Raw genomic sequence first — 26,030 nt, 5'->3', positions numbered from 1 at the left:
CTACGCTCGACGGATGGAGCTGGAGCTGCGTCACCTGCGGACGGTGTGCGCGATCGCGGAGACCGGCAGCCTCACCAAAGCCGCCGCGCTGCTGCGGATGTCCCAGCCCGCCCTGTCCGCGCGCCTCAAGCGGCTGGAGGAGGAGATCGGCGCGCCGCTGTTCGCGCGGTTGCCGCAGGGGATGTCGCCGACGCTCGTGGGGGACTTCGTGCTGCTGCGGGCCCGGGCGATCCTGCACGGGGTGGCGGAGTTGCGGCGGGACGCGGCTCGGCTGACCGAGCAGGCCACGACGGTGGTGGCGCTGGGCGGGGTCGTGGGCTCGGTGTCGATCGGGTTGGCCGAGCGGCTGGGGGAGCAGTTGCCCGACCACGAGGTCCGGCTGACCATGGACTACTCGCCCGCCCTGCTCTGGGACCTGGTCGCGGCCGGTCGGCTGGACGTCGCCACGACCGTGGACTACCCGGGTTACGAGCTGCACTCGACGGCGGCGATGGCGTGTGAGCCGATCGCGCGGGAACCGGTGTTCGTGGCGGTCGCCGCCGAAGATCCGTTGGCGTGCAAGGAAGAAGTGCCGTTGGAGGAACTGGCCGACCGGACCTGGGTGATGACGCCCTCGGACGGCGCGGGCTGGCCGGACTGCTTCCACGCGGTGTGCGAGCAGCGCGGGTTCCGGCCCAGGGTGCGGTACTCGATCTCCAGCACCGACTCGATCCGCACGCTGGTGGCGGAGGGGCGGGCGGTGGCGCCGTGCCAGCCGGTGTACCCGTCGGGGGAGGACGTCGTGGTGCGGCCGATCGCGGGCAGCCCGGTGTGGATGCGGCACGTGGTGGTGTGTCGGCGGGACGGGGTGCTGGCGTCCCGGCTCACTGCGATCGTGGAGCTGGCGCGGGAGGCGTATTGGGCGCACGTGCGGGCTCGCACGGCCCACTTCGACCTGCTGCGGTCTGTCCAGGCGGGCTGAAGGGGGCTCAGATGCTGAAGGGGCACGGATGCGGGCGTGGCGGGTGTTGCGGCCTGGGCCGCTGTTGACGCCGTCGGAGGAGCCGGTGCCGGTGGCCGGTCCGGACGAGGTGCTGGTCCGGGTGACGGCGTGCGGGGTGTGCCGGACGGATCTGCACGTGGCGGCGGGTGACCTGCCGGTGCACCGGCCGGGGGTGGTGCCGGGGCACGAGGTGGTCGGCGAGGTGGTCGAGGGGGCGTTGCCGGCGGGGACCCGGGTGGGCGTGGCGTGGCTGCGCGGGACCTGCGGGACGTGCAAGTACTGCGTGCGCGGGGCGGAGAACCTGTGTCCCTCGTCGGTGTACACGGGGTGGGACGCGGACGGTGGTTACGCGGAGTACGCGACCGTGCCGGCGGCCTTCGCCCACGTGTTGCCGGACGGGTATCGGGACGTCGAGCTGGCGCCGTTGCTGTGTGCCGGAATCATCGGATATCGGGCCTTGAAACGGGCTTCGCTGCCTCCGGGTGGCCGGTTGGGGATCTACGGGTTCGGGGCGAGTGCGCACCTCGCGGCGCAGGTGGCGCTGGCGCAGGGCGCGGTGGTGCACGTGCTGACCCGCAGCGCGGCGGCGCGTGAGCTGGCGCTGGAGTTGGGAGCGGCTTCGGCGGGTGGCGCCTTCGACGCGCCGCCGGAGCCGTTGGACGCGGCGGTGTTGTTCGCGCCGGTGGGGGAGTTGGTGCTGCCCGCGCTGGAGGCGTTGGACCGGGGTGGGACGTTGGCGATCGCCGGGATCCACCTCAGTGATGTGCCGGTGCTGGACTACCAGCGGCACTTGTTCTACGAGAAGCAGGTGCGGAGTGTCACGGCGAACACGCGCGAGGACGCACGGGAGTTCCTGGCGTTCGCGGGTGGGCACCACCTGTCGGTGACGACGTCCGAGTACCCGTTGGACCGGGCTGATCGGGCGTTGGCGGACCTGGCGGCGGACCGGGTGAGCGGCGCGGCGGTGCTGGTGCCCTAGCCGGTGGCGCGGGCGGCCAGGACCGCGGGCATGTTGGCCTCCAGGTGGTCGATCAAGGCCAGCAGGTGGTCGGCGGTCGACTCACCGAGGGGAGTCAGGGAGTAGTTCACGCTCGGGGGCATGGCGGCGAGCACTTCCCGGTGCACGAATCCGTCGCGCTCCAGCGCCTGGAGGGTCTGGGAGAGCATCTTCTCGCTCACGCCGTCGACCCGGCGGCGCAGGGCGTTGAACCGGGCGGGGCCTTTGCGCAGGCCGGCCAGGACCAGGACGCCCCAGCGCCCGGTGAGGTGGTCCAGGACCTCGCGGGACGGGCAGTCCTTGGCGAAGACGTCGAAGTTCATCGCCGGCTCCCGGTGTACTGTGGAATGGTTAGTGCTTTCCGTTGGTTAGTGTACCCGTGAGGAACCCCGTGCGCGTCGAGATCTGGAGCGACCTCGTCTGTCCCTGGTGCTACATCGGCACCGCCCGGTTCGAGCAGGCCCTGGCGGGCTTCGCGCACCGGGACGAGGTGGAGGTGGTCCACCGGTCCTTCGAGCTGGACCCGGGGCGTCGGCACACCGAGTCGGTGCCGTCGGTGCTGGCGGCGAAGTACGGGCCGCGTGCGGCCGGCATGGACGACCAGGTCGCCGAGCTGGCGCGCGGGGAGGGCCTGGCGTACCGGACGGACCGCGAGGTCGGGAGCACGCTGGACGCCCACCGGTTGCTGCACCTGGCGCGTGAGCGCGGTGTCCAGCACGAGGTGCTGCAGCGGATGTTCGAGGCCCACTTCGGTGCGGCCCGGTCGCTGTTCACCCGGGACGACCTGGTCGAGGTCGCGGTCGAGGCCGGGTTGGACGGTGCGGACGTGCGGCGGGTGTTGGACGACCCGGACGCCTATCTGGACGCGGTGCGCGCCGACGAGCGTGAGGCGTCGCGGTTGGGGGCGAACGGGGTGCCGTTCTTCGTGCTGGACGGTCGGTACGGCGTGTCCGGTGCGCAGCCGGTGGAGCTGTTCGCGAACGCGCTGGAGACGGCGTGGGCGGACCGGCCGGTCGTGGTGGCGGACGACGTGGACGCCTGCCGGGTCGACGGCCGCTAGCCGACCGACCAGGCCGGGTCCAGGTCGATCACGGCGCCGGCGACGGCTTCGAGGTCGTCGCGCGCCCCTGACCGGAGGAACAGGTCGGGGAAGACGTCGGTGGTGTAGCGGCGGTGGTGGTCGGCGGATTCCCAGCTGGTCAGGACCAGGAAGCCGCTGTCGCCGTGGGCGAACACGCCGCCGAGCATGCCGGGCGCGGCGGCCATGCCGGGGTTCCACACCGAGGCCTGTGCCTGTTCGAAGTGCGCCCGCCGGCCGTCCCGAACCCGGCAATGCGCCAGCCGCACCACCGAGCCCCGTGCCGGGAAACCCCCGCCGATGTCGCGCACGCGCTCGAACAGTCGGACCTCGATCGCCGAGTACGACCCGGCCTGGTCCGCCGCCAGCCGGTCGTGGGGGCCGGTCAGGAACGCGCGGTGGTCGGCCTCGCTCCGCCACAACCCGAACACGTGGGCGACATCCGTGGAAGCGTCGGATTGTCGGTGCTCCGTGGGAGAATGGGATCGGGGGCCGGAGGCCAAGCCGCCGCACTGCCCGAGGAACCCCGGCAGGCCCGCGAGCGCCGACCACCCCCGTTGACCCCGGTCGAACGCGTCCCGGTCGACCACCTCGCACCGCACCCACTTGATCAACACGCTAGCCCCCGATCCGGTACCCGACACCCGGCGTGGTGGCGATGACCGGCGGCCCGCCCAGCTTGCGCCGCAACCGGCCCACGGTGACGGTGACCGTGTTGGTGAACGGGTCGGCGTGCTCGTCCCACACCTGTTCCAGCAGCCGTTCCGCGCTCAGGTACCCCGGCCACGCCCGCAGCAGCGCCTCCAGCACCGCGAACTCCTTCACCGACAACGCCAGCGCCACCCCGTCCCGGGTCGCGGTCCGGCGCACGGGGTCCAGTTCGACCCCGCCGACGCGCAGGGTCCGCGCCCGCGCGGTCGGGCGGCGGCGGGACAGGGCCTGGACGCGCAGCACCAGTTCCGGGAAGTGGAACGGCTTGGCCAGGTAGTCGTCCGCGCCCAGGGTCAGGCCGCGCACCCGGTCCTCCGGCGCGCCCGACGCGGTCAGCATCAGGACCATCGGCCGGTCGTCCGACGCGGTGATCACCTGGCACAGGGCGTCGCCGTGCAGGCCCGGCAGGTCCCGGTCCAGCACCACCACCTCGTACTCGGTGACGTCGAGCTTCTCGGCGGCGGTCAGGCCGTCGTGCGCGATGTCCACCGCCATCCCCTGATCCCGCAACCCTTCCGCCACGACCTCCGCGAGCGCCCGCGCGTCCTCGACCACCAGCACCCTCACTCGACACCTCCGAAGCGCACGGTGACCCGCAGGCCGCCCTCGGGCAGGGCGAGCAGTTCGACGGCACCGCCGTGGGCGGCGGCGATGGCGGCCACGATGGACAGGCCCAGACCCGACCCGCTGTCCGACCCGGTCCGGTCCGCGAGCCGCTGGAACGGCCGACCGAGCCGGTCCACGTCCGCCTGCGCCAGCACCGCACCACCGCTCTCCACCACCAGTTCGGAACCGGTGGCGATCCGAAGCCAGCCGCCGTCGACGTTGTGGCGCACCGCGTTGTCCACGAGGTTGTCGACCAGTTGGGCGAGCAGCGTCGGGCTCCCAGGTATTTCCTGCGGCTGAAAATCTTTGTGCACTGAAAGGTCTCGACGGGTGATGGTCTCTGCGCGGGCGGTCAGGGCGGTGGTGGCCAAGGCGGGGAGGGAGACCGGGGTCGTTTCGGTGGGGACGCCGGCGCGGGCCAAGGTCAGGAGGCCGGCCAGCAGGTGGTCTACGTGGTCGAGTTCGGTGCGGAGGCGCTCGACCAACGTCAAGGTTTGGGCGGGGGCGTCGGGTTTGGCCGCCGTCACGTCGAGGGTCGCGCGCATGGTGGCGAGGGGGGTGCGGAGTTCGTGGGAGGCGTTGGCGACGAATCCTTTTTGGGCGGTGAAGGACGTCTCCAAGCGTTCGAGCAAGCTGTCGATGGTGTCGGCCAGGTGCTTGACCTCGTCGGACGGGCCCACCACGGCCAGGCGTTCGTGCAGGTTCTCGGCGGTGATCCGGCGGGTGGCGGCGGTGATGGTCCGCAAGGGGCGCAGCACTGTGGTTGCGACTGCCTTGCCTACCAGGACGGAGACCGCGGCCATCATGGCCAGTGCGATCAGCGTGCCGACCAGCAGTTGCCGGGAGCGGGCCTGTTCCCAACCCGGGTCCACCGGGGGCGTGCCGAGCGGGGCCGTGCTCGTGATGTCGCTGCCGAGCAGGTTGATCAGGACCGCCAGCGCAGCGCCGGAGATCAGGAACACCACCGCGTAGAGCACGGTGAACCGCTGTCCCACCGTCGTCCGCCCGCGCAACATGCCCGCCAGCATGCCCCGCCGGACCTGACAACGGTGTGACAGCGGCGGTTCGGCCCGTGTCACCGCCGTCCCCGTAGAACCGGACCCCGTGCGAACCAGAATCGTCGCGGCCTTCGTCGCCGTGCTGCTCATCGCGTTGCCCGGACTGTTCGCCCCGCTGCTCGACCGGTCGTCGTGCAGCCAGGGGGACGTCGAGGTCGAATGCCCCAAGGATCCGGTCGGGCCGGACGGGACCCCGGTGAGCGACCAGTTCTTCTTCATGCACCGGCCGTTGGGCGTCAACGGCTCCATCACGGCGCGGGTGGCGTCGATGGAGGGGACGATCACCTATCCGCCGCCCGACCACGACAAGATCGTGCCCGGACTGGTGCCGTGGGCGAAGGCGGGCGTGATCGTCAAGGACGGCCTCACGCAGGGCTCGTCGTACGCGGCGCTCATGCTGACCGGTGCGCACGGGGTGCGGATGCAGCACGACTACGTCCACGACACGGCCGGTTCGGCTTCGGCGCGGTGGCTGCGGTTGCGGCGTGACGGGGACGTGGTGACGGGGGATAACTCGGTCGACGGGGTGTCGTGGACGCGGGTGGGCGAGGTGCGGGTGTCGTTGCCGGACACCGCTCAGGTCGGGTTGTTCGTCACCTCTCCGGGTGATGTGACGGTGGTGGGTGTGTCGACGCAGTCGCGGTTCACGCAGGCGACGGGGGTGTTCGACAACGTGGTGGTGGACGGGCCGGACGCGAAGTGGACCAGTTCGGCGGTGGGGACGATGGGGACCACGGACTGGGAGAAGCGGGACCGTGCGGCTGGCGGGGTCGAGTCCGGTGGGACGTTCACCGTCACCGGGTCGGGTGAAATCGGGCCGGTGGGCGGGCGTTCGTTGCAGGTCCTTGGGTTGGTGTTGGCCGTTGTGGTGCTGGTGGTGTGGTCGGCGCGGTGGCCGTTCGCGGTGGGGGTGTTGGGGGCTCTGCCCCTTGTGGAGGGTTTGCCGTGGTTGACCGCGGGGCGTGTGTTGCTTGGTGTCGGAGTGTTCCTGGCGCTGGTGGCGGCGTACGCGTACGGGCTGCGTGGGTTCATGCGGCGGTGGGTGGCGGCTGTGGTGGCGGTCGGGACCGTGGTGGTGCCTTACCTGGTGGCGTTGGTGTGGCCGGCGGCATCGTGGTTGTTGGTGGTGACTCCGGGGGCCGGGTTCTCGGTGGTGCAGACGCAGGTGGCGTATCCGCAGGTGGTCTGGCACTACGTGGTGGCGGGTGGGTACTTCCCGCTGCCGTGGTGGGCGGGGTTGGCGGTGCTGGGCGGGTACGCGGGGGTCTTGATCGGGTTGAGGCGCGTGCGGGCGGGTACACGCACAGCATGAGCACTGACAGGGGCGACGAACTGGCGTCCTACGCGGCGCCGCAGGACACCGGGGCGCCGGATGCGGTGGAGACCGATCCGGCGGCGCTGAACAGCGCGGAGGACCTCGACGAGGACCGGCTGCGCGCCGACCCGCTGGAGGCCGGGATGGACCCGCCGGAGCGGTGGTCGGGGGCGGACAAGTACGGGACCACGCCTTATGAGCAGGCCCATGCGCGGCCTTTGGAGGACCGGTTGGCGGAGGAGGAGCCGGAGACCGCTCGGGACCCGGTGGACGCCGAGGAGGCGGCTGAGGCGGTGGGGCGCGGGCAGTCGGCGGACGAGGCCGGCGGGTCGGCGGGGAGTGCGGCCCGGGAACCGGATCGGGCGGACTGACCGGCGGCTCGCGGCGGTGTGGCGGCTCGCGGCGCGGGGCTCGCGGTGTGGCGGCTCGCGGCGCGGGGCTCGCGGTGCGGCGGCTCGCGGCGGAGGGCTCATCGGCGGCTCGCGGCTCGCGGTGCGGGGCTCGGGGCGGTGTGGTGGCTCGCGGTGCGGGGCTCGCGGCGGTTGCGGCGGCGCGCGGTGCGGGGCTTGTGCGGTGCCGGGGCTGGTGCGGTGCGGTGGCTGGTGCGGCGGCGGTTTTCGGCTTGGGCGCGGCCTCCGGCCCCCGCTTCCATTGTCCCACGGGGCACCGACAATTCCCGGCTGGAGCGGTCGGGAAGCGGGTTTGGCGGTGGTGATCAGACTGCGTGGGGGTAGCTCTCGGGGAGGTCGCCGCGGTCCCAGCGAGGGGTGCGTTCCAAGGGTTCCAAAGCCGTCGTGCGGTCGACGTGGATCACCGCGTCGAACTGGTCGGCGGGGCGGGCGCGGAAGTAGTGGCTGTGGCGTTCGGTGTGGGGGCGGTAGATGACGCCGATGGCGCGTTCCAGGCGGGACGTTCGCAGGACCCGTGCGCCGCGGGGTGCAGTGGGAAAGGCCAGGGCGAAGTCGCCGCCCACCTCGTGCAACTGCTCCTCCACACTCCCGGGCAGGGCCGGTCGGACGCGTTTGCGGTCGGCCGGGCCGCCCCAGTCGTCCGCCGCGGTCACGGTGCCGGTGTACGTGGTGAAGCCGATCAGGCGGCAGTCGTCGGGGAAGCGCTCCCGCACGAGCTGGCCGACGTTCAGCTCACCGCGGGTCGCGAACTCCGTCGCCCGGGCGTCACCCAGGTGGGAGTTGTGCGCCCACACCACGATCTTGGTGTCCAAGTGCTCCCGCAACGCCTCCAACGTCTCGGCCATGTGCCGGTCCCGCAGGTTCCACGACGACACACGCCCGCCGAACATGGTCCGGTAGTACTCCTCGGCCGACCGCACCAGCTGGGCGTTGCGCTCGGCGTGGAAGCGCTCGTCGTCGGGTAGCGCAGCCGAAGGCATCGACGTGCACAGCTCCACCAGCTGCTCCACAACCCGCTGCTCGCAGTCGTCCCCGGCGCCGAACGCCGCCGCCCGTGCGTAGGACCGGCCGTCCTCGCCGTGTTCCAGGCACGAGTACCGCTCGCGCGCCCGCGCGGCGGCCTGCGGGTCGACGCCCTCCAAGTACGCCACGACCTCCGCGGCCGACCGGTGCAGGCTGTACAGGTCCAGGCCGTAGAAGCCGACCTGTTCGGAGGCCCGCTCGTTGTGGCCGCGCAGCCACGTCACGAACTCCACCACGTCGGTGTTGCGCCACATCCACGCCGGGAACCGCTCGAACCCGCGCAGCGCCTGCTCGGCGTCCCGGTCGTCGCCGTGCCCCCGGACGTAGCGGTTCACGCGGTACGCGTCCGGCCAGTCCGCCTCGACGGCCACCGCGCGGAAGCCCTTCTCCTCCACCAGCCGCCGGGTCATGGCCGCACGGGCGGCGTAGAACTCGTGAGTCCCGTGCGACGCCTCGCCGATCAACACCAAGCCCGCATCTCCGACCAGGTCGAACAGGACCTCGTCGGACAGCACCCCGCCCGGCGCGGGCACCGCGTCACCGCGCAGCACGGCGGTGGTGGTGTCGGCGACCGGAGTCCCCTCGGCACCCCGCAGCAGCGACCTGACCTCGTCGTCCGTGGTCTGGCCGAAGTTCACGTACGACCCGCCGACGGCGATGAAGTCGCGGGGCGTGGACGCGCACACCATCTCGTCGACCTCACGGGCCAGCTCCCGGCACGTCGACGGCGGCGCGGTCGGCACCGCCACCACCAGCCGCGCGGGCCGCAGTTGCCGCAGCGCCCGGACCGCGGCACGCGTGCTGGCACCGGTGGCGAGGCCGTCGTCCACCAGCACCACGGTCTTGTCGGCCACGTCGGTCATGTGCGCCGCACCCCGGTACGCGCGCTCGCGCCGCAGCAGTTCCTTCTGCTCCTGCTCGGTGACCCGGCGGATGGTCTGCTCGTCCACGCGGGCCTGGCGGACCACGTCGTCGTTGAGCACGACCACGCCCCCGGAGGCCAGCGCGCCCATCGCCAGCTCAGGCTGGCGTGGCAGTCCCAGCTTGCGCACCAGGAACACGTCCAGCGGCGCGTGCAACGCCTGAGCGACCTCGTAGGCGACCGGCACACCGCCGCGCGGCAGCGCCAGCACGACCACGTCGTCCCGGTCGCGGTAGTGCGCGAGCAGCCCGGCCAGCACGCGGCCCGCGTCGCGGCGGTCCCGGAAGAGGCGTTCGCGTTGCTTCCGCACGGCACCACTCCCCGACTCGGCGGAACCGATGGGTTACCCGCGCGTCCGGGCGACTACACGTTTCGGGGACGGCCGGGCCGTGAACTCCCTGGGCATGGAGGACCCGGTCGCGGTGCGGGTGGGGAATCTGGCGGGTGACCTGGGCGTGCCGCCGGACCCGGTGGGCGTCGTCGTCTTCGCGCACGGCTCGGGCAGTTCCCGGCACAGCGGTCGCAACCGGGCGGTGGCCGCGTACCTGCGCGGCCAAGGCCTGGCCACGCTGCTGCTGGACCTGCTCACCCCCGACGAGGAACGGGTGGACGTGCGCACCGGGCACCTGCGGTTCAACATCGGGCTGCTGGCCGGCCGGGTGGCCGACGCGATCCGGTGGTGCGGGGACCGTCCCGAGACCGCCAAGCTGCCGGTCGGCCTGTTCGGGGCGAGCACCGGGGCCGCCGCCGCGCTGGTGGCCGCCGCAGGCGTGCCGGTCGGGGCGGTGGTGTCCCGGGGCGGGCGGCCGGACCTCGCGCACGGCGCGTTGCGGCGGGTGCGGGCCCCGACGCTGCTCATCGTCGGCGGGCGCGACCACCAGGTGCTCGACCTCAACCGGGCGGCGGCCGGGCAGCTGACCTGCGAGTGGGCGCTGGAGGTCGTGGACGGCGCGACCCACCTGTTCGAGGAACCCGGTGCGCTGGACCGGGTGGCCCGGCTGGCGGCGGACTGGTTCGGCAAGCACCTCGAGTCTTACGGAACACGAACACGCGTTGCCGAGTAACCCGTTCGGGCGCACCATTGCTGGCGTCTGGAGGAGGTGCTCAATGCTCACCGATACGAGAACAGCCACCGTGCTCCCCGTCTCCGACATGGAGCGGGCCACCCACTTCTACACCGACCAACTCGGTCTCACCCAGTCCGGGACCAGCGCGGACGGCAGCCGGAGGTTCGACCTCGGGTTCGGCAACGAACTGTGCCTGCTGCCCACCGAAGAGGGCTCGCAGAGCAAGCACACCGTGCTCAGCTTCGAGGTCTCCGACATCTCCAGCGAGATCCGGCAGCTGGAGGCGCGTGGCGTGCGGTTCGAGGACTACGACATGCCCGACCTGAAGACCGTCGACCACATCGCGGACATGGGCGGCGAGAAGGCCGCCTGGTTCTGCGACTCCGAGGGCAACTACCTGTGCCTGCACGAGGTGCCCGGCAGGTGACATGATCTGTCGCCGTGGACTTGCGCACGGCGACAAGCGCGGACGTGCCGGCGATCGGCGCCCTGATGCGGCGGTCCGTGCTGGAGGTGTTCCCCCGGTTCCACGACGAACGCGCCACGGCGTCCGCCGCGCGCCACCTGACCGTGCCGGACACGGTGCTGGTCGACGACGGCACGTACTACGTGTGCGAGGCCGACGGCGAGGTGGTGGCGTGCGGCGGCTGGAGCAAGCGCGACAAGCTCTACACCGGCTCCGGCCCCGGCGCGTCCGACGACCGCCCCCTGGACCCCGCCACCGAGCCCGCCCGGGTCCGCGCGATGTTCGTGCGCGGCGACTGGACCCGGCGCGGGCTGGGGCGGGCGATCCTGGACCGGTGCGTCGAGGCGGCGCGGGCGGCGGGGTTCCGGTCGCTGGTGCTGATGGCGACCCTGCCGGGGGAGCAGCTGTACCGGTCGTTCGGGTTCCGCGAGGTGCGGCGGACGATGGTGCCGCTGCCCGACGGCGTGGAGCTGGAGGGCGTCGAGATGACCTACCCGCTGACCTGACCTGACCTGACCTGCCGGCCGCTGGGCCCCTGGCTGCCACCGCCGGCACCCGGCCCGTGGCTTCTACCGCCGGCCTCCGGCCCGTGGCTTCTACCGCCGGCACCCGACCCGTGGCTTCTACCGCCGGCACCCGGCCCGTGGCTTCTACCGCCGGCCTCCGGCCCCCGCTTCTATTGTCCCACGGGGTACCGACATCCCAGACCTGGCGCTCGTGCCAAGCCCTGCGCCCATGCCAGAACCGGCGCCCACGCCGGGCCCGGCGCTCATCCTCGGCCCGGCGGGTCAGGGGAGGGGTTCGTCGGCGGTGTAGGGCGGGGCCGGGTCGTACTGGATGGTGCGGCGGACTTCGCGGGAGTGGTCTCGGCCGTGCAGGCGGCCCACCAGCCACAGGGCGCTGTCGATGCCGGCGGACACGCCCTGGCTGGTCAGCAGGGTGCCGTCGACCACGTACCGGGCGTCGCGGACCAGCGTGACCCCGCCTCGGTCCTCCAGTTCCTGCTCGTGCCGCCAGTGCGTGGCGACCCGCCGGCCCTCCAACATGCCTGCGGCGTGCAGCAGGAACGCGCCCGTGCACACGCCGACCACCCAGGTGGCCCCGGTCCGCGCGATCCAGTCGGTCACCACCGGGTTCCGGGTCTGCACCAGCCGCGCCCCGCGCCCGCCGGGCACGACGAGCACGTCCAGCGGCGGGTGGTCGTCCAGGGTCCGGTCGGGCAGGACGCGCAGGCCCTTGGCGCAGCGCACCGGGTCCGGGCGTTCCGCGATCAGCACGGCCGTGTCGCCGGCGGCGCGGACCAGGGCCGACGCCCTGAATACCTCCCACGGGCCGACGAAGTCCAGCTCCTCGACCTCGTCGAAGACGAGCAGTCCGTACGTGGTCATCACGCCCCCGATCCGGGTCGGACGATCATCAGCACGACGACGACCGTCCACAGGACGTTGTACACACCGACCAGCCCGGACAACGCCTTGAGCTTGCGCGCGTCGCCGGGTTCGGCCAGCGCGGCGCGCTGGCGCGGGTGGATCTGCAGGGCCAGCAGGAAGCCGGCCGCCGCGGTGAGGGCCATCGCGAGGATCACCCAGATCTCGCCCATCCGGCCCTGCACGGACGCCAGGACGATGCCCGCCACCGGCACGACGACGCCCGCGACGGCGTAACCGCCGGTCACCCGGTGCAGCAGGGCCGCGACGGCGGGGTTGCGCTCACCGGACTCGGGCGCGGGCGACACCGGCGCGTAGCGGGGGAACAGGCTCGCCGCGACCGCCGAGCCGCCGACGAAGACGATGCCGGCGACCACGTGGATCGACAGCAGGACGTGGTGCACTGCGACCTCCAACCTTCAAGTTGCCTGAAGCCTAGCGCATGCTTCAGGCAACTTGAAGGTGGCGTCAGAACGAGAAGGTCGCGCGGACGACTTCACCCACCTTGCGCTGCGCGGGGTCGGCGTCCGGACCGAAGAGGCGTTCGTCCACTTCGGACACCTTCTGCCGGGCGGCGTCGAGCAGGCGGGTGCCCTCGGGGGTGAGTTCGATGGTGGAGGCGGAGCCGGCGCGGGCGTTGAGGTCCCGCACGAGCCCGGCGGCGACCAGTGCCTTCACCGCGCCGTGCACGGACTGCACGGAGATGCCCGACATCCGCGCCAGGTCGCTGAAGGACGCGCCGGGCACGCCCGAGATGTGCCCGAGGAGGCCGAGCCTGCTCACCGTCAGCTCCAAGGGGGCGAGCGCGGCGTTCAGCTCGGCTTCCACCCGGCGGGCCAGCGTCAGGACGACGATGGACGTGCTGGGGACGGGTGGTTGGGGCGGGTCGTTGGGGGCGGTCACGGCCGTATTTTCGCGCACTCGGGGCGGACGGGCGGGGAGTGCGGGCGGGTGAGGTGCGGGCCAGACGGGCGGGGAGGTGCGCGGCGGGAGCGGGAGGTGCGGTGCGGGGCGGTTCGGGCTCGCCCGCACCGCACCCCGGCTGCTACATGGCCGCGGCGGCGCGCTTGATGGCGTCGCGGATGCGGCAGTACGTGCCGCAGCGGCACACGTTCTCGATGGCGTCGATCTCGGCGTCCGTCGGCGTCTTGGTCTTCTTCAGCAGCGCGGCGGCGGCCATGATCTGGCCCGGCTGGCAGAAGCCGCACTGGGCGACGTCGTCGGTGATCCACGCCTCCTGCACCGGGTGCAGGTCGTCGCCGTCGGCCAGGCCCTCGATCGTGGTGATCTTGCGGCCCTGGCACTGCGACACCGGCACGGTGCACGGGGTCACCGCCGCACCGTCCATGTGGCTGGTGCACGCCTTGCACACGCCGACGCCGCAGCCGTACTTCGGCCCGGTGATGCCGAGGTGGTCGCGCAGCACCCACAGCAGCGGGGTGTCGGCCGCCACGTCGACGGCGACGTGTTCGCCGTTGACGAAGAACCGGTAGGTGGGCACGAGGACTCCTCAGAAGTTGATCGGGAAGCTGCGGGGACGGGTGCGGGTGGCGCGGGCGTAGGCGTTGGCCACGGCCGCCGCCGCGGCGGGCACGCCCAACTCGCCCGCGCCGCCGGGTCGGCCGCTGGGCGGCATCACGAACACGTCGAGCTTGATCGGCGCGTGCTTCTGGCGCGCGTACTGGAAGTCGCCGTAGCTGCTCTCCCGCACCCGCCCGTCGTCGATGTGCACGCCCGCCTGCAGGATCGTCGAGATCGCGTCCATCAGGCCGCCCATCATCTGCGCCTTGAGCCCGGTCGGGTTGACCGGCAGGCCGACGTCGACCGCGATGGTCGCCCGGGTCACGCGCGGCGCCTTCGGGTCGCGCGCGTCGATCTCCACCAGGCACGCGGTGGCCGACCGGTACTCCTCGTGCACGCCGACGCCCTGCGCGTGCCCGGCGGGCATCGCCTTGCCCCACTGGCCCTCCGCCGCCACCTTGGCCAAGACCGCCTTGACCCGCGCGGACTTCAGCATCTGGGTGCGGAACTTCACCGGGTCCCGCCCGAGCTTCGCGGCCAGTTCGTCGACCACGATCTCCTCGGCGGTGCGCAGGTTCGCCGAGTACACCGACCGCCAGCTGCCGGTCGGCAGCGGCATCGGCACCTCGCTCAACAACTGCGTCACGACACCGAAGTTGTAGGGGCAGGTCGCGGAGAGCTGGAAGAACAGCGACCCGTCGGCCGGGCCGGACACCGCCGCGCCGCTGGCCGAGATGATCTCGCCGAACCCGTGCTCGAGGTCGGTCTCCACCGCGGCCATCCGGTGCTCGAACGCCTGCACGTCGCCGAGCATGTGGGTGGCCCGGATCTTGTGGTGCGAGGCGGGCCGCAGCCGGCCGTGCTTGGTGTCGTCCGCGCGCGTCCACATGAGACGGACGGGCTTGCCGATCTTCTTGGACACCACGGCCGCTTCCAGCGCCGGGTCCCAGAACAGCCGCCGGCCGAACGACCCGCCGGCGCGCGACACGTGCACGGTCACCTGGTCCACCGGCAGCCCGACCGCCCGTGCGATCTCGTTCTGCGCCACGATCGGCGACTGGCACGGGAACCACACCTCGGCCCGGTCCGACCGCACGTCCGCGACCGCGCCCAGCACCTCCATCGGCGCGTGCGGCACGAACGCGAAGTCGAACTCGGCGTCCAGCGCACTCGACAGCAGCCCCGGCACCACCAGCGGCGCCACCGCCGACCGCAGCTTGTTCTTGATCGTGCTGTCGGACAGCCCGACCGCCGGCCCGTCCTTCCAGGTGATCTTCAGCGCGTCCCGCGCCTTCAACGCGATGTCGAACGACGTGGCGCTCACCGCGACACCGGTGTCGATCCGGGTCACCGCGACCACGCCGCGCATCGCCCGCGCGGCGGTGTCGTCCACCGAGACGACCGTGCCGCGGATCGTGGGCGGCCGGGCGACGACCGTGGCCAGCGCGCCCTCGACCTCGACGTCCATCGTGTACTTGGCCTTGCCGGTGACGATGTCGCGCGCGTCCACCCGGCCGGTCGGCTGCCCGACCAGCTTGTAGTTCTTGGCGTCCTTGGGCAGCGCGGTCACCGGGGCGGACGTCGTGGTCGCGGCCTCGACGGCCAGCTCGGCGAAGGTCAGCGTCCGGCCGTCGGCGGCCACCACCGCCGAGTCGCGGGTGACCAGGACCGAGGCCTCGACGCCCCACCGCTTGGCCGCGGCGGTGACCAGCCGGCCGCGCGCGGCGGCGGCGATCTGGCGGACCGGCTCCCACAGCGTGCGCATGCTGGTCGAGCCGCCGGTGAACTGGTTCCACAGCAGGCTGGGCGTGGCGTCCGCGAGCTCCACCCGCACGTCGGACAGCTTCGCGTCCAGCTCCTCGGCGATCAGCATCGCCACCGCGGTGGTGATGCCCTGCCCGGACTCGGCGCGCGGCAGCTCGAAGACGACCGTGCCGTCCTCCTCGACGCGCAGCGCCATGGTCCACGCGGTGGGTCGGCTGGCCAGGGTGATCACGTCACCCAGGTCGAGCAGGTCGGCGGGCTGGGGCAGGCTCGGCAGCGCCTGCGCGTCGGTGGCGTCGTAGCCGACGTACCCGCCGACGGCCAGCGTCGGGGCGGCGATCGCGAAGGTCAGGAATCTGCGCCGCCCGATCCCCCGCTTGCGGTCGGTCGGGGGGTCCGCCCGGTTGATCTGGTCGCCGGCGCCGGCCATCCGAACTCCTTGTCAGACTTATTGCAGGGGGTGTGCAGGGGAACCACGGGAAAAGTCGTCGACATTCGCACGAGTGCGCGCGAAGTTTTGTGCGGATCGACGAGGTCAGCGGGGTCGCGGAGTCGGAAGAGAAACCCTCTCACGTTCGCCGGGACTACACGGACAGGTGCGATCGACGACCCGGGACAGCGGTCAGCGTCCCTTTGGCCGTGGTTGCGCGACACTCTAGGTAACCCCAAACGGGTAGATCCATCCGCCGTTCGGAGTAACTAGGGGTTCACAGTTGGTCAACGCCGGGTACTACCTACCCTGGGGTAGATACCCCTGGCAAGATCTGCTATAAAAGCCCCCGCACACCAGTCCAGCGCGTCACAACAAATGAACCGCAGGTGACTTCGGGACGCCTGCGGATGCCTTGTCGGCCGTTGTCGGGGTTATTTCCGCTCTTGGCGGTGCGTTTCGCGCCGTGCGCCCGCCACTTCGTTGTCGTCCGATTCCGCGATCCGGTGATGGCGAGTCGATCCCGCTGCGTGCCGACGATCCGGGGAAGGTTGAAGAGACGACGTCCATGCGCACACTCAAGCGTCTGCGGGGATCGGGCACGATCCAGTCCCGCGTCCTGGCCATCGCCCTCATCCCGTCGATCGCGATCATGGTCGTGGGCGTCGTCCTGTCCGGCTACCTGGCCTACCAGGGGATCAGCACCCGGAACTTCGCCGACAACGTCCGCAGCTCGCTCGGCCCCAGCTCGCGGGTCATCCAGGCGGTGCAGGAGGAACGCCGGCTGACCACGATCCAGCTCAACGACCCCGGCGCCGACCGCAAGCGCCTGGCCGACCAGCGCGGCGCCGTCGACACCGCCCTGGTCGAGCTGTCCGCGACCGTCGAGCGGCTGGCCGAGGACGCGCCCGACGAGCTGCGCAAGCCGCTGCAGCTGCTCGGCGACGCCTCCCGGGACCTGCCCCAGATGCGCCAGCGCGCGGACTTCGGCGCGGTGACCCCCGGCCAGGTCTACGACTTCTACGGCGACCTGATCGACTTCGTCGGCCTGAGCGTGCAGGGCATCGCCCGGTCGGCCACCGACGGCGAGGTCGCCTTCGAGCAGACGATCAGCTCCGAGCTGCTGCGCTCGGTCGAGGCCCAGGCCCGCTCGCACGTCCTGGTGGAACGCGCGATGACGCGCGGCCTGGACGAGAAGGAGTACCACGAGCTGGCCCACCAGATGGGCACCTACCACGAGCTGATCGAGACCATCGTGCCCCGGTTGACCGACCAGGAGCGCACGGACTACACCAACCTCAAGGGCACCGACGCCTGGAAGACCCTGGTCGCGGGCGACGACAAGATCATGGCCAAGGGGCCGGGCAAGCACGCCCCGGACTTCGACGTCGAGGCGTGGGAGAACGCCAACAAGACGGTGTCGGAGAACCTGCTCAAGCTCTACGCCGCGCACTCCACCTACGCCGCCGACCTGGGCACCAGCCGCGGCGGCGCGGTGCTGACCGCGTCGCTGACCGCGGGCGGGGTCATCCTGCTGCTCGCCTTCGCCGCGATGCTCATCGCCCTGCGCCAGTCCCGCTCGCTGATCCGCAGGCTCACCACGCTGCGCAAGGACACCCTGGAGGTGGCCGAGCACAAGCTGCCCGACGTGGTGGCGCGCATCGGCCGCGGCGAGCGCGTGGACGTGGACGCCGAACTGCCCGACTTCGACCACGGCGACGACGAGATCGGCCAGGTGGCGCGGGCGTTCGAGAAGGCGCAGCGGTTCGCGGTGTCCGCCGCCGCCGAGGAGGCCGAGACCCGGCAGGGCGTGCGTTCGGTGTTCCTCAACATGGCCCACCGCAACCAGGTCATGGTGCACAAGCAGTTGCAGGTGCTGGACAAGGCCGAGCGGTCCGAGGAGGACCCCGACCAGCTCGCGCTGCTGTTCCAGCTCGACCACCTGGCCACCCGCAGCCGCCGCAACGCCGAGAGCCTGATCATCCTGGGCGGCAAGCGGCCCGGCCGGCAGTGGCGCAACCCGGTGCCGCTGCTGGACGTCGTGCGCGGCGCGGTGTCGGAGACCGAGCACTACAGCCGGGTCGACACCGGCACGCTGCCCCAGGTGAAGCTGACCGGCGCGGTCGTCGCCGACGTCATCCACCTGCTGGCCGAGCTGGTCGACAACGCCACCGCGTTCTCCCCGTCGGAGACGCACGTCGACATCGTCGCCACGCGGGTCGGGCGCGGGGTGGTCATCGAGATCGAGGACCAGGGCCAGGGCATCCAGGAGGAGCGGCTGGCCGAGCTGAACCGCCGGCTCCAGAGCCCGCCCGACTTCGGCGTGATGGCGCTGACCGGGGAGACCCGCATCGGCCTGTTCGTGGTGGGCCAGCTGGCCAACCGCAACGGCATCAAGGTCGCGCTGCGCGAGTCGATCTACGGCGGCGTGCAGGCGGTCGTGATGCTGCCCAACGACCTCATCGCCGAGGAGACCCCCGTGTCGCCGGCGGAGGAGACCGCGACGTTGACGCCGGTGGGCACCCCGCCGCAGCCGCGCCGCGCCCCGCTGGACCGCCGCACGCCCGGCGAGTCGCTGGCCACCCGCGCGCCCGGCGAGTCGCTGGGCAGCCTGTCCGGGTCGTTGGGCAGCGTGTCCGGGTCGCTGCCGCTGTTCGAACCGGCCGTCGAGCCCGAGCCGGAGCGGTCCCGGGCCGGGTTCTCGGCGTTCCAGCAGGGCGTGCAACAGGCGCGGGGTGAGGGCTCGTGACGGTGGCCGCCGGGGAAGGGGTGCCCGCGTCGTGACCGACGACGAGCACGCGTGGTACGACCAGGACGCCGGCCCGCTGGTGCGCCCGTACCAGGTCACCCGCGGCCGGACCAAGCCGGTCGGCCCGCAGTTGGACCTGATCACGCTCGTCGTCGCGACGGGATTGCAGCCGCACGGCCTGAACCCGGAGTACCTGCGGGTGCTCGAGGTGTGCGCCGTGCCCCAGTCGGTCGCGGAGATCTCCGCCAAGGTCGGGCTCGCGCTGGGCGTGGCCCGGGTGGTGATCAGCGACCTGCTCGAACGGGACTTCCTGATGTTCCGCTCGCGGACGATCTCCGCGATGCCGGACCTGGAGATGCTCCAGCGGGTGCTGGAGGGGATTCGCAGGCTCTAGAAGCCCCGGTTCGGGGCTGAGCAGGTTTTTTGGGAACGCGGGGCCCGCCAGCCCCGCGCACGGTGTAGGAGGCCGCGATCCGCACACGCACGGTTGCCGTTCTGACCCTGGCCGCCGCCCTCACGGGCTGCGGGCAGAACGGCGCGCAGAACACCACGTCGACCACCTCGTCCACGCCGCCGCCGTCGGTGGCGCTGCGCGGCGGTGGCGCGTTCGCCACCTGGTCCCCGGACGGTCCGGCGACCACGTACCACCCCGAGTTGATCCCGGCGGGCTCGTCCGCCGAGGTCGTGGTGACCACGTCGGACACCGGCGTCGTCACCGAACTGAAGGTCACCGGCCTGCAGCCCGGCCGGGCCTACGGCGCGCACGCGCACGTCAAGGCCTGCGGCGAGAAGGGCGAGGCGGCCGGTCCGCACTTCCAGGACGAGATCGACCCGGTGACCCCGTCGGTCGACCCCGCGTACGCCAACCCGCGCAACGAGATCTGGCTGGACTTCACCACCGACGACAAGGGCGCCGGCACCGCGAAGTCCACTGTGGACTGGAAACTGGGCGACCGCAAGCCCGCCTCCGTCGTCATCCACGAGAAGACGACGGCCACCCACGCCCAACACGCGGGTACGGCAGGTGCCCGCCTCGGCTGCGTGACCCTCAAGCAGCCCTGACCCGCGGGGCCGCGTCGGCCTGTCGGCCCGCCTTTCCCGACGATCGCGCTTTTTGATCGGTGGGAAACGCGGGCCGATGGGCCGACTTCCAGGCGGCCTCGCCGCGACGCCGGAGGCGGCGCCATGTCACAGGGGTTCGATCATGTTTTCGCGGGGTAACCCCCGGCTCTGACAGAGCAATCTTCCCTGGCGCACCGGGTGGCGCTTCGGGTGATACTGGACGGGTCGGGACCCCGCGCGCGGAGGTGGCTGGTCATGGGCTTGAGGGACCGTGAGAAACGCGCACTGGACGAGATCGAGCGCAACCTCGCCGCCGAGGACCCGCGCCTGGCCGGCCGGCTGGCCCGGATGCGCCCCGCCCGGCGGCTGTCCGGCCGACTCGGCGTCGCGGTCGGCCTCACCGTCGTCTACCTGGTCGGCCTGACCGTCGTGGTCTTCGGCGTGACCACCGGGTCCACCGCCCTGGTCGTGCTCGGCGCGGCCGTGACGGCCGTGTTCCCCGTCCTGCTCTTGATCGACGCGGTCCGCGCAGGCCGCCAACCGGACCCCTACACCGTCGTCGACAGGACCCCGTCCGCCGGGTAGCGGCATCCCAACGCTCGAGTCGGCGAACCGGCCGCCCGGATCGGGTCGGTCGGAGGTCGACTTCACGCACATCGGCCCGGTTGCCGGATCGTCCGTGGACCGGTACGCGGAGTTGGGTGTCGACCGGTTGGCGCTTCACCCCTTGCCCTTGGAGGATGGGTACGAGGTCGCGAAGTTCCTTGAACGCCACGCGGTCTGCCACCCGAAAGGGTGGCCGGCTCTGGCATTCGGGGACGAAGAGGAGCACAGTTTCGATACCCAACCCCCTCACGCGCGCGAGGCGAGCCATGTCGAGAGTCGTCGCTGAATCCGTCGAGGCCCTTCCCCGGTTCGGCGCACGCCGGACGATCGCGGTCGGCCTGGACGGGTCCGAGGCGGCGAACCGCGCGTTGGACTGGGCGGTGGAGCACGCCGCCGTCACCCGATCGGAACTGGTCGTGGTCGGGCGGACGCCTTCCGTGGGCCGTTTCGTCCCCGGCGGTCCGGACGAGTTGCGGACGCTCGAGTGCGACACGCTGGTCGTCGGTTCGCGTGGCGAACCGTTCCACGGCCTCGCGGCGGCGGCCGAGAACCCCGAGCGGCAACTGGTCGTGGTCCGGGGCCTGCCGCTGCGGACCGGTGTGGTCACGGCGGCGGTCGGCGGCGTCTCCGACCGGGCCGTCGTGCGCGCGGCGGCCGAGATCTGCCGGGCCCGTTCGGCCCGCCTGCGGCTGCTGCACCTGCACCTGCACTTCGGCGGCGTGGCCGAGGTGGGCGAACCCGACGACACCCCGCTGTGTCACGCCACCGCGTACCTGCGGGCGATGGCCCCGGACGTCGAACCGACGACCCTCCTCGACCGCCGCGCCCCGCACGAGGCCTTCGGCGCGCCCTCCACGGACCTGCTGGTGATCGGCCGGGGCTACGGCGGCACCGTGGGCCGAGTGGCGAAGACCGCCTTCTACCACTCCGCCTGCCCCGTCCTCCTCGCCTGACCCCGCAGAGCCTGACCCCGCAGAGCCTGACCCCGCAGAGCCTGACCCCGCAGAGCCTGACCCCGCAGAGCCTGACCCCGCAGAGCCTGACCCCGCAGAGCCTGACCCCGCAGACCTCGGACCCGGCGGCTCAGACCATCGGACCGGCGACGGTGGCGACCACGCCGCCGTCGATCACCAGGTCCTGCCCGGTGACGTAAGCCCCCTCGTCGGACGCGAGGAAGGCCACCGCCGCCGCCACCTCCTCGGACGTCCCCAACCGCCCGGCGGCCACCCCGCTCACGACGGCGTCGTACGCCTCCGCGGCCACGTTCTCGTGGTACATCCGCGTCTCGATGTACCCGGGGCTCACCGAGTTCACCCGGATCCGCCGCCCGGCCAACTCCGCCGACAACGTCCGCGCCAGGTTGTGCACCGCCGCCTTGGTCGCCGCGTACAGCGACGCCCCCGCCATCCCCCGGTGCAGCGTCCACGACGCGTTGATCACCACCGCCCCGCCGTCCACCAACAACGGCAGCGCCTTGGCGATCGTGAAGTAGACACCCTTGAAGTTGACGTCCACGACCCGGTCGAACTCGGCCTCCGTCACCTCGGCCGCCGGCTGGAAGGACGCCACCCCGGCGTTGGCGAACACCACGTCCAGCCGCCCGAACCGCGACCGGATGTCGTCCATCAGCGCATCAAGGTCGGCCAGGTTCGCCACGTCACCGGCCACCCCGTGCACCCCGGGCACCAACGCGGCGTCCACCCGCTGCTTGTCCCGGCCGGTGATGACGACCTGCGCGCCCTCCGCCGCGAGCCGGTGCGCGACCGCCAACCCCATGCCGCTCGTCCCGCCGGTGACCAGAGCGACCTTGCCGTCGAATCGGTTGTTCATGAGCACCAGCCTGTCCGCCTGACCCAAGAACAGGCAGTGCCCAGTCAACCTGGGTGTGCCACCACCACCCTGAGCTGTGACAGCCGCTCCACCAGCTCGGCGGTCCCCGTGCCCGGTCGCGGGTTGTACAGCTCCAGGTACCAGTCCGGGTGGTCGGTGACGGTCAACGTCGTCAGGTCGAACAGCAGCCGCCCGACCTCCGGGTGGTGCACCGCCTTCACCGCCTGCGCGGGCACGGCCACGTCGTGCCGCGCCCACAGCTCGGCGAACTCCGGGCTCACCGCCGTCAGCTCCGCCACCAGCCGGTGGAACTCGGGGTCGTCGGGCGTGTGCGCGGCGTCCGCGCGGAAGGACGCGACGACGGCCGCCGCGACCGAAGACCAGTGCTCGTAGGGCTCGCGGTACCGGGTGTTGGTGAAGAACGAGATCATGCAGTTGTGGTCGGTGTCGTCGTACCCGAGCACGGCCCGCGTCCCGTCGTTGATCGCCAGCAGGTTGCGGTACCGGTCGCGCAGGAGGGCGGGTTTGGGCGACCAGGCGTCGACGAGTTGCTGCAGCTCGGGCGTGACCTCGCGGTCGCGGCGCACGGTCCGGGGCGGGTTCAGGCCCGCCAGCACGTACAGGTGCTCCCGCTCGGTGTCGTCGAGCCGCAGCGCCCGGCCGATGGCGTCCAGGACCTCGCCCGACACGCGGATGTCCCGCCCCTGCTCCAGCCACGTGTACCAGGACACCCCGACCCCGGCGAGCACGGCGACCTCCTCGCGCCGCAGCCCCGGTGTGCGCCGCCGGCCCGCCGAGGGCAGGCCCACGTCCGCGGGCGTGATCCGCGCCCGCCGGTCGCGCAGGAACTCGCTGAGCTGACGCCGTGCCGTCGATGAGCCACCCACAGGTCCACGTTATCCGGCGAGGACCCGGTCCAGCGCCCGCCGGGTGCGTGCGACCGCGTCGGGCGCGCCGAACAGGTGGATCTCCTGGTTGAGCGCCAGGAACACGCCGAAGATCTCGAACGCCACCTGGTCCGGGTCGGTGCCGGCGGGCAGGTCCCCGTGCTCGACCGCCGTCCGGACCTCGGTCGCCAACCGCCGCCGCCACGCGGTGAACAGCCGGGCGACGGTGTCGCGCACGGGGCCGCCGCGGGCGTCGAACTCGATCGCGGCCGTGGTGAACAGGCACCCGCCGGGGAAGGTGTCCCGTTCGGCCTCCAGGTACTCCGACCACGTCCCGCACAGCGCCCGCAGCCGGGGCAGACCCGGTTCGACGTGCTCGACCGGCCGCCACACGGTCCGGGTGAACACCTCCGAGGCCGCCCGCAGCGCCGCGAGCTGCAACGCCTGCTTGGTGCCGAAGTGCCCGAGCACCCCGGCCTTGCTCATGCCGAGGTCGGCGGCCAGCTGGCCGATGGTCAGCCCCTCCAGGCCGTCGACGGACGCGATCGCCATGCCCCGCGCGACGATGCGCTCGCGGGTGTGGCGGGCTTCGACGGCGGACTTGCGCGGGCTCATGCCGGGCATCTTAGCTACCGACCGATCGGTTGCTATATTTCCCGCAGTCAACCCGAGGAGATCACCGTGCCGGGAAGCCGCATCGCCGCCCTGGGCCACCACCAGCCCGCCCGCGTCCTGACCAACGACGACCTGGCGACGATGGTCGACACCAGCGACGAGTGGATCCGCCGCCGCACCGGCATCGCCACCCGCCGCATCGCCGCGCCGGACGAGTCGGTCACCGACCTGGCCGCCGCCGCGGCGGCCAAGGCGCTGGCCGGCGCGGGCCTGGACCCGGCGGACATCGGCCTGGTGACGGTGGCGACCTGCACGGCCATCGACCGGTGCCCGTCCATCGCCGCCCAGGTCGCGGCCCGGCTCGGCATCCCGGCCGCGGTGGCGTTCGACCTGAACAACGGCTGCGCCGGCTTCTGCACCGCCCTGGCCGTCGCAGACCACTCGGTGCGCGCCGGCGCGGCCCGGCACGCCCTGGTCATCGGCGCGGAGAAGATGTCCGACGTCACCGACTGGACCGACCGCAGCACGTGCGTCCTGCTCGGCGACGGCGCGGGCGCGGCGGTGCTCAGCGCGTCGGACGAGGCCGGGATCGGGCCGGTCGCCTGGGGTTCGGACCCGACCCGGGGCGACGCGGTCCGGCTGGTCGACGAGTGGCAGCCGCGGTTCGCGCAGGAGGGGCAGGCGGTGTTCCGGTGGGCGACGAGCGAACTGCCCGCCGTCGCGCGGCAGGCGTGCGCACTGGCCGGGCTGACCCCAGCCGACCTGGGCGGGATCGTGACGCACCAGGCGAACCTGCGGATCATCGAGGCCCTGGTGCGGCAGTTGGACCTGCCCGAGCACGTGGTGGTGGCGCAGGACGTCGTGGAGTCCGGCAACACCTCCGCCGCGTCGGTGCCGCTGGCGCTGTCCAAGCTGGTGGACCGGGGCGACCTGCCGTCGGGCGCTCCGGTGCTGCTGTTCGCGTTCGGCGGCGGGCTGTCGTGGGCCGGGCAGGTCGTCACGGCCCCGTGATCGCGTAGAACTGCTCATGCGCCCGGCCCGGGCGCGTGAGCAGACTCGACGGCATGACGGAGATCGACAGGCGGCGGCTGCTGGGCCTCAGCGGGTTCCTGCTGCCGTGCGCGCTGCTGGTGGCGCTGTACTTCGCCTACTCGTCCGACACCTTCGGCTCCTGGGGCTGGAAGGGCGGCGAGTACGCGTACGCGTTCATCGGTGTGGCGGTCGGCGCGATCCTGCTCGGCTGCCTGGTCAAGCTGTTCCGGTTGGACAAGCCGGGTGGCGCGTTCGGCACCGGTCTCGTCCTCGGCGGCACCCTGGGCGTCGTGGTGGTCATCGGGCTGGTGGTGCTGTTCTTCGTGGCCTGGTCCCGGATGTGAGGGTCAGCCGAACTCGACCCGCATCACCACCCGGCGCGGCGTCGGGTGGGCGACCTGGACGAACCCGGCCTCCTCGAACACCTGCCGCACGCCCACGTGCGTCTCGCCCCACGTGATGTGCTTGCCCGGCGGGACGACCATCGGGTAGGCCTCCAGCGCCTTGGCCCCGTTGTCCCGCGCGTGCTCGACCGCCGCGCGGGCCAGCGGGTAGGTCAGGCCGCGCCCCCGGAAACCCTTGCGCACCACGAAACACGTCACGGCCCACACATCGCCGTCGTCCTTGTCCTCGTCCCGACCCGCCCACGGCACCCGCTGCCCGCGCAGCTCCGGGTACGCCGTGCGCGGCTCGACCGCGACCCACCCCGCCGGCTCGCCGTTCACATAGGCCACCAGGCCACTGGTCGAGGGCGCGTCCGGCTCGCCGCACGCGGTCTGCTCGTAGAGCCGGTCGACCCGCTCGTCCAGCGTGGAGTCCCGCCAGATCCACCCGACGACCTTGAACCGCCGGCACCGGCACCGCCCGGCATCGGCCGTCCCGAAGATCGCGTCCACGTCCTCTTGTGACGCCTCGTTGGTCGGCCCGATCTTCACCGGGGCGGATCCTCCCCGACCAGTCCGTCCACGGCTTCGCGCATCAGGTCGGCGTGGCCGGTGTGCCGGGCGTACTCGTCGTGCAGGTCGCACAGGATCCGCCGCAGGTTCGGCCGGGCACCGTTGCCGTAGGCGTGCGCGGACAACCGGTCGAGCCCTTCGTCGGCCAGTGCCTCCGCCCACGCCTTCCGCGACCGCTCGACCGCCGCCCGCCACCGCGCGTACAGCTCGCCCGGGTCGTCCTCGGCGGCGGAGGTCCACTCCCACTCCTCGTCCGGGGCGGTGTCCCACGGCGGGGAGATCGGCCGGCCCAGCAGGTCGAGGTCGGTGCGCTGGTCCTCCACCCGGGTCAGGTGCTTGAGCAGGCCGCCCAGGGTCATCGCGGACGGCGGGTGGGGCTTGCGCAGGGCCGCCGCGTCCAGCCCGCCGACCTTCCAGGCGAACTGGGCGCGGGAGCGTTCCAGCGCGAAGAGCATCATCTCGACCTCGCCCGCCGTCATCGACGGCTCGTGGATCGTGGTGTCGCCGGTCATGGCC

General features: G+C 72.3%; 30 protein-coding genes. 15 read left to right on the top strand and 15 right to left on the bottom strand.

All coding sequences use genetic code 11. From position 1 onward, the window contains the following. Positions 1-13 precede the first annotated feature (13 nt). Positions 14-961 (top strand): LysR family transcriptional regulator, encoded by a 948-nt coding sequence (locus RIN75_RS18730; RefSeq protein ID WP_309113242.1) that lies wholly within the window; start codon positions 14-16, stop codon positions 959-961. A gap of 28 nt (positions 962-989) precedes the next feature. Beyond that, positions 990-1,961, top strand: coding sequence for a zinc-binding alcohol dehydrogenase family protein (locus tag RIN75_RS18725; protein WP_309113241.1), 972 nt, complete (start codon positions 990-992; stop codon positions 1,959-1,961). Here RIN75_RS18725 and RIN75_RS18720 read toward each other — a convergent pair. Continuing rightward, positions 1,958-2,302, bottom strand: a complete 345-nt coding sequence (locus RIN75_RS18720; protein WP_309113240.1) for a helix-turn-helix domain-containing protein — start codon at positions 2,300-2,302, stop codon at positions 1,958-1,960. The genes RIN75_RS18725 and RIN75_RS18720 overlap by 4 nt on opposite strands. Before the next feature lie 68 nt (positions 2,303-2,370). On the opposite strand from RIN75_RS18720, the gene RIN75_RS18715 reads away from it, so the two are divergent. Then, positions 2,371-3,039, top strand: a complete 669-nt coding sequence (locus tag RIN75_RS18715; protein WP_309113239.1) for a DsbA family oxidoreductase — start codon at positions 2,371-2,373, stop codon at positions 3,037-3,039. Here the strand turns inward: RIN75_RS18715 and RIN75_RS18710 are convergent. From RIN75_RS18710 to RIN75_RS18700, 3 genes are read right to left on the bottom strand one after another with little or no spacing between them, the layout of a single operon-like run. Next, positions 3,036-3,674, bottom strand: a complete 639-nt coding sequence (locus tag RIN75_RS18710) for a DUF4937 domain-containing protein (RefSeq protein ID WP_309113238.1) — start codon at positions 3,672-3,674, stop codon at positions 3,036-3,038. The two genes, RIN75_RS18715 and RIN75_RS18710, sit on opposite strands and share 4 nt — an antisense overlap. A gap of 1 nt (position 3,675) precedes the next feature. Next, positions 3,676-4,335: a response regulator transcription factor gene (locus RIN75_RS18705; RefSeq protein WP_309113237.1), complete on the bottom strand. Its 660-nt coding sequence runs from the start codon at positions 4,333-4,335 to the stop codon at positions 3,676-3,678. After that, the gene (locus tag RIN75_RS18700) at positions 4,332-5,390 is read right to left on the bottom strand and encodes a HAMP domain-containing sensor histidine kinase (protein WP_309113236.1); all 1,059 of its coding nucleotides are present in this window, start codon (positions 5,388-5,390) and stop codon (positions 4,332-4,334) included. The genes RIN75_RS18705 and RIN75_RS18700 overlap by 4 nt, the downstream gene beginning before the upstream one ends. Positions 5,391-5,478: 88 nt before the next feature. Between RIN75_RS18700 and RIN75_RS18695 the strand changes: the two genes are divergently transcribed. Then, positions 5,479-6,744 (top strand): hypothetical protein, encoded by a 1,266-nt coding sequence (locus RIN75_RS18695; RefSeq protein WP_309113235.1) that lies wholly within the window; start codon positions 5,479-5,481, stop codon positions 6,742-6,744. After that, positions 6,741-7,118 carry a hypothetical protein gene (locus RIN75_RS18690; RefSeq protein WP_309113234.1) on the top strand — a complete coding sequence of 126 codons (378 nt, stop codon included), beginning with the start codon at positions 6,741-6,743 and terminating at the stop codon, positions 7,116-7,118. Before RIN75_RS18695 ends, RIN75_RS18690 begins: the two co-directional genes overlap by 4 nt. A gap of 344 nt (positions 7,119-7,462) precedes the next feature. Here the strand turns inward: RIN75_RS18690 and RIN75_RS18685 are convergent, their stop codons facing one another. Continuing rightward, the gene (locus RIN75_RS18685; protein ID WP_309113233.1) at positions 7,463-9,412 is read right to left on the bottom strand and encodes an erythromycin esterase family protein; all 1,950 of its coding nucleotides are present in this window, start codon (positions 9,410-9,412) and stop codon (positions 7,463-7,465) included. Positions 9,413-9,506: 94 nt separating this feature from the next. Here RIN75_RS18685 and RIN75_RS18680 point away from each other — a divergent pair, with 94 nt between their 5' ends. The 3 genes from RIN75_RS18680 to RIN75_RS18670 are packed head-to-tail and all read left to right on the top strand — an operon-like array spanning position 9,507 to position 11,141. After that, entirely contained in the window at positions 9,507-10,166 is a 660-nt protein-coding gene (locus RIN75_RS18680; protein ID WP_309113341.1) for a dienelactone hydrolase family protein, read from the top strand. A gap of 43 nt (positions 10,167-10,209) precedes the next feature. After that, the gene (locus RIN75_RS18675; protein ID WP_309113232.1) at positions 10,210-10,596 is read left to right on the top strand and encodes a VOC family protein; all 387 of its coding nucleotides are present in this window, start codon (positions 10,210-10,212) and stop codon (positions 10,594-10,596) included. 14 nt (positions 10,597-10,610) lie between these two features. Further along, positions 10,611-11,141: a GNAT family N-acetyltransferase gene (locus RIN75_RS18670; RefSeq protein WP_309113231.1), complete on the top strand. Its 531-nt coding sequence runs from the start codon at positions 10,611-10,613 to the stop codon at positions 11,139-11,141. 282 nt (positions 11,142-11,423) lie between these two features. On the opposite strand, the gene RIN75_RS18665 is transcribed toward RIN75_RS18670, so the two are convergent. The 5 genes from RIN75_RS18665 to RIN75_RS18645 all read right to left on the bottom strand — a co-directional run bounded on the left by RIN75_RS18665 (position 11,424) and on the right by RIN75_RS18645 (position 15,777). Continuing rightward, complete coding sequence (locus RIN75_RS18665; protein ID WP_309113230.1) at positions 11,424-12,023, bottom strand: DJ-1/PfpI family protein; 600 nt, start codon at positions 12,021-12,023, stop codon at positions 11,424-11,426. After that, complete coding sequence (locus RIN75_RS18660; RefSeq protein ID WP_309113229.1) at positions 12,023-12,466, bottom strand: hypothetical protein; 444 nt, start codon at positions 12,464-12,466, stop codon at positions 12,023-12,025. The genes RIN75_RS18665 and RIN75_RS18660 overlap by 1 nt, the downstream gene beginning before the upstream one ends. 64 nt (positions 12,467-12,530) lie before the next feature. Then, the gene (locus RIN75_RS18655) at positions 12,531-12,965 is read right to left on the bottom strand and encodes a MarR family transcriptional regulator (protein WP_309113228.1); all 435 of its coding nucleotides are present in this window, start codon (positions 12,963-12,965) and stop codon (positions 12,531-12,533) included. A gap of 142 nt (positions 12,966-13,107) precedes the next feature. Further along, positions 13,108-13,563, bottom strand: a complete 456-nt coding sequence (locus tag RIN75_RS18650) for a 2Fe-2S iron-sulfur cluster-binding protein (protein ID WP_309113227.1) — start codon at positions 13,561-13,563, stop codon at positions 13,108-13,110. Between the two features lie 9 nt (positions 13,564-13,572). Further along, positions 13,573-15,777: a molybdopterin cofactor-binding domain-containing protein gene (locus tag RIN75_RS18645; RefSeq protein ID WP_309113226.1), complete on the bottom strand. Its 2,205-nt coding sequence runs from the start codon at positions 15,775-15,777 to the stop codon at positions 13,573-13,575. Positions 15,778-16,345: 568 nt separating this feature from the next. On the opposite strand from RIN75_RS18645, the gene RIN75_RS18640 reads away from it, so the two are divergent. The 5 genes from RIN75_RS18640 (at position 16,346) to RIN75_RS18620 (ending at position 21,147) form a co-directional block, all read left to right on the top strand. Further along, the gene (locus RIN75_RS18640; protein WP_309113225.1) at positions 16,346-18,526 is read left to right on the top strand and encodes a nitrate- and nitrite sensing domain-containing protein; all 2,181 of its coding nucleotides are present in this window, start codon (positions 16,346-16,348) and stop codon (positions 18,524-18,526) included. A gap of 31 nt (positions 18,527-18,557) precedes the next feature. After that, positions 18,558-18,920, top strand: a complete 363-nt coding sequence (locus tag RIN75_RS18635) for a DUF742 domain-containing protein (RefSeq protein WP_309113224.1) — start codon at positions 18,558-18,560, stop codon at positions 18,918-18,920. A 188-nt stretch (positions 18,921-19,108) separates the two neighbouring features. Further along, a complete protein-coding gene (locus RIN75_RS18630) occupies positions 19,109-19,588 on the top strand; it encodes a superoxide dismutase family protein (RefSeq protein ID WP_309113223.1) in 480 nt (159 codons plus the stop codon). Positions 19,589-19,843: 255 nt separating this feature from the next. Beyond that, a complete protein-coding gene (locus tag RIN75_RS18625; RefSeq protein ID WP_309113222.1) occupies positions 19,844-20,173 on the top strand; it encodes a DUF3040 domain-containing protein in 330 nt (109 codons plus the stop codon). A 287-nt stretch (positions 20,174-20,460) separates the two neighbouring features. After that, on the top strand, positions 20,461-21,147 hold the full coding sequence (locus tag RIN75_RS18620) for a universal stress protein (protein ID WP_309113221.1): 687 nt from the start codon (positions 20,461-20,463) through the stop codon (positions 21,145-21,147). Positions 21,148-21,277: 130 nt separating this feature from the next. Here RIN75_RS18620 and RIN75_RS18615 read toward each other — a convergent pair whose 3' ends face one another. The 3 genes from RIN75_RS18615 to RIN75_RS18605 are packed head-to-tail and all read right to left on the bottom strand — an operon-like array spanning position 21,278 to position 23,526. Beyond that, positions 21,278-22,024, bottom strand: coding sequence for an SDR family oxidoreductase (locus RIN75_RS18615; RefSeq protein WP_309113220.1), 747 nt, complete (start codon positions 22,022-22,024; stop codon positions 21,278-21,280). A 44-nt stretch (positions 22,025-22,068) separates the two neighbouring features. Continuing rightward, complete coding sequence (locus tag RIN75_RS18610) at positions 22,069-22,911, bottom strand: helix-turn-helix transcriptional regulator (protein WP_309113219.1); 843 nt, start codon at positions 22,909-22,911, stop codon at positions 22,069-22,071. 9 nt (positions 22,912-22,920) lie between these two features. Further along, positions 22,921-23,526 carry a TetR/AcrR family transcriptional regulator gene (locus RIN75_RS18605; protein WP_309113218.1) on the bottom strand — a complete coding sequence of 202 codons (606 nt, stop codon included), beginning with the start codon at positions 23,524-23,526 and terminating at the stop codon, positions 22,921-22,923. Positions 23,527-23,592: 66 nt separating this feature from the next. Between RIN75_RS18605 and RIN75_RS18600 the strand changes: the two genes are divergently transcribed. Together RIN75_RS18600 and RIN75_RS18595 are read left to right on the top strand one after the other, a co-directional pair. After that, a complete protein-coding gene (locus RIN75_RS18600; protein ID WP_309113217.1) occupies positions 23,593-24,537 on the top strand; it encodes a beta-ketoacyl-ACP synthase III in 945 nt (314 codons plus the stop codon). A 53-nt stretch (positions 24,538-24,590) separates the two neighbouring features. Beyond that, positions 24,591-24,902 (top strand): hypothetical protein, encoded by a 312-nt coding sequence (locus RIN75_RS18595; RefSeq protein WP_309113216.1) that lies wholly within the window; start codon positions 24,591-24,593, stop codon positions 24,900-24,902. A gap of 3 nt (positions 24,903-24,905) precedes the next feature. Here the strand turns inward: RIN75_RS18595 and RIN75_RS18590 are convergent, their stop codons facing one another. Beyond that, positions 24,906-25,493 (bottom strand): GNAT family N-acetyltransferase, encoded by a 588-nt coding sequence (locus RIN75_RS18590; RefSeq protein ID WP_309113215.1) that lies wholly within the window; start codon positions 25,491-25,493, stop codon positions 24,906-24,908. Then, positions 25,490-26,026: a DUF664 domain-containing protein gene (locus RIN75_RS18585; RefSeq protein ID WP_309113214.1), complete on the bottom strand. Its 537-nt coding sequence runs from the start codon at positions 26,024-26,026 to the stop codon at positions 25,490-25,492. The genes RIN75_RS18590 and RIN75_RS18585 overlap by 4 nt, the downstream gene beginning before the upstream one ends. Positions 26,027-26,030 lie beyond the last annotated feature (4 nt).

The organism is Saccharothrix sp. (assembly GCF_031180885.1).
Lineage (GTDB): Bacteria > Actinomycetota > Actinomycetes > Mycobacteriales > Pseudonocardiaceae > Actinosynnema.
Note: the sequence above shows the minus strand (reverse complement) of the source record. Positions and strands in the feature narration are given on the sequence as shown.

Coding starts and splice junctions, on each gene's coding strand:
- RIN75_RS18730 (WP_309113242.1), top strand. CDS start 14: ATGGAGCTGGAGCTGCGTCACCTGCGGACGGTGTGCGCGATCGCGGAG.
- RIN75_RS18725 (WP_309113241.1), top strand. CDS start 990: ATGCGGGCGTGGCGGGTGTTGCGGCCTGGGCCGCTGTTGACGCCGTCG.
- RIN75_RS18720 (WP_309113240.1), bottom strand. CDS start 2,302: ATGAACTTCGACGTCTTCGCCAAGGACTGCCCGTCCCGCGAGGTCCTG.
- RIN75_RS18700 (WP_309113236.1), bottom strand. CDS start 5,390: ATGTTGCGCGGGCGGACGACGGTGGGACAGCGGTTCACCGTGCTCTAC.
- RIN75_RS18690 (WP_309113234.1), top strand. CDS start 6,741: ATGAGCACTGACAGGGGCGACGAACTGGCGTCCTACGCGGCGCCGCAG.
- RIN75_RS18680 (WP_309113341.1), top strand. CDS start 9,507: ATGGAGGACCCGGTCGCGGTGCGGGTGGGGAATCTGGCGGGTGACCTG.
- RIN75_RS18675 (WP_309113232.1), top strand. CDS start 10,210: ATGCTCACCGATACGAGAACAGCCACCGTGCTCCCCGTCTCCGACATG.
- RIN75_RS18665 (WP_309113230.1), bottom strand. CDS start 12,023: ATGACCACGTACGGACTGCTCGTCTTCGACGAGGTCGAGGAGCTGGAC.
- RIN75_RS18645 (WP_309113226.1), bottom strand. CDS start 15,777: ATGGCCGGCGCCGGCGACCAGATCAACCGGGCGGACCCCCCGACCGAC.
- RIN75_RS18640 (WP_309113225.1), top strand. CDS start 16,346: ATGCGCACACTCAAGCGTCTGCGGGGATCGGGCACGATCCAGTCCCGC.
- RIN75_RS18625 (WP_309113222.1), top strand. CDS start 19,844: ATGGGCTTGAGGGACCGTGAGAAACGCGCACTGGACGAGATCGAGCGC.
- RIN75_RS18620 (WP_309113221.1), top strand. CDS start 20,461: ATGTCGAGAGTCGTCGCTGAATCCGTCGAGGCCCTTCCCCGGTTCGGC.
- RIN75_RS18615 (WP_309113220.1), bottom strand. CDS start 22,024: ATGAACAACCGATTCGACGGCAAGGTCGCTCTGGTCACCGGCGGGACG.
- RIN75_RS18605 (WP_309113218.1), bottom strand. CDS start 23,526: ATGAGCCCGCGCAAGTCCGCCGTCGAAGCCCGCCACACCCGCGAGCGC.
- RIN75_RS18595 (WP_309113216.1), top strand. CDS start 24,591: ATGACGGAGATCGACAGGCGGCGGCTGCTGGGCCTCAGCGGGTTCCTG.
- RIN75_RS18585 (WP_309113214.1), bottom strand. CDS start 26,026: ATGACCGGCGACACCACGATCCACGAGCCGTCGATGACGGCGGGCGAG.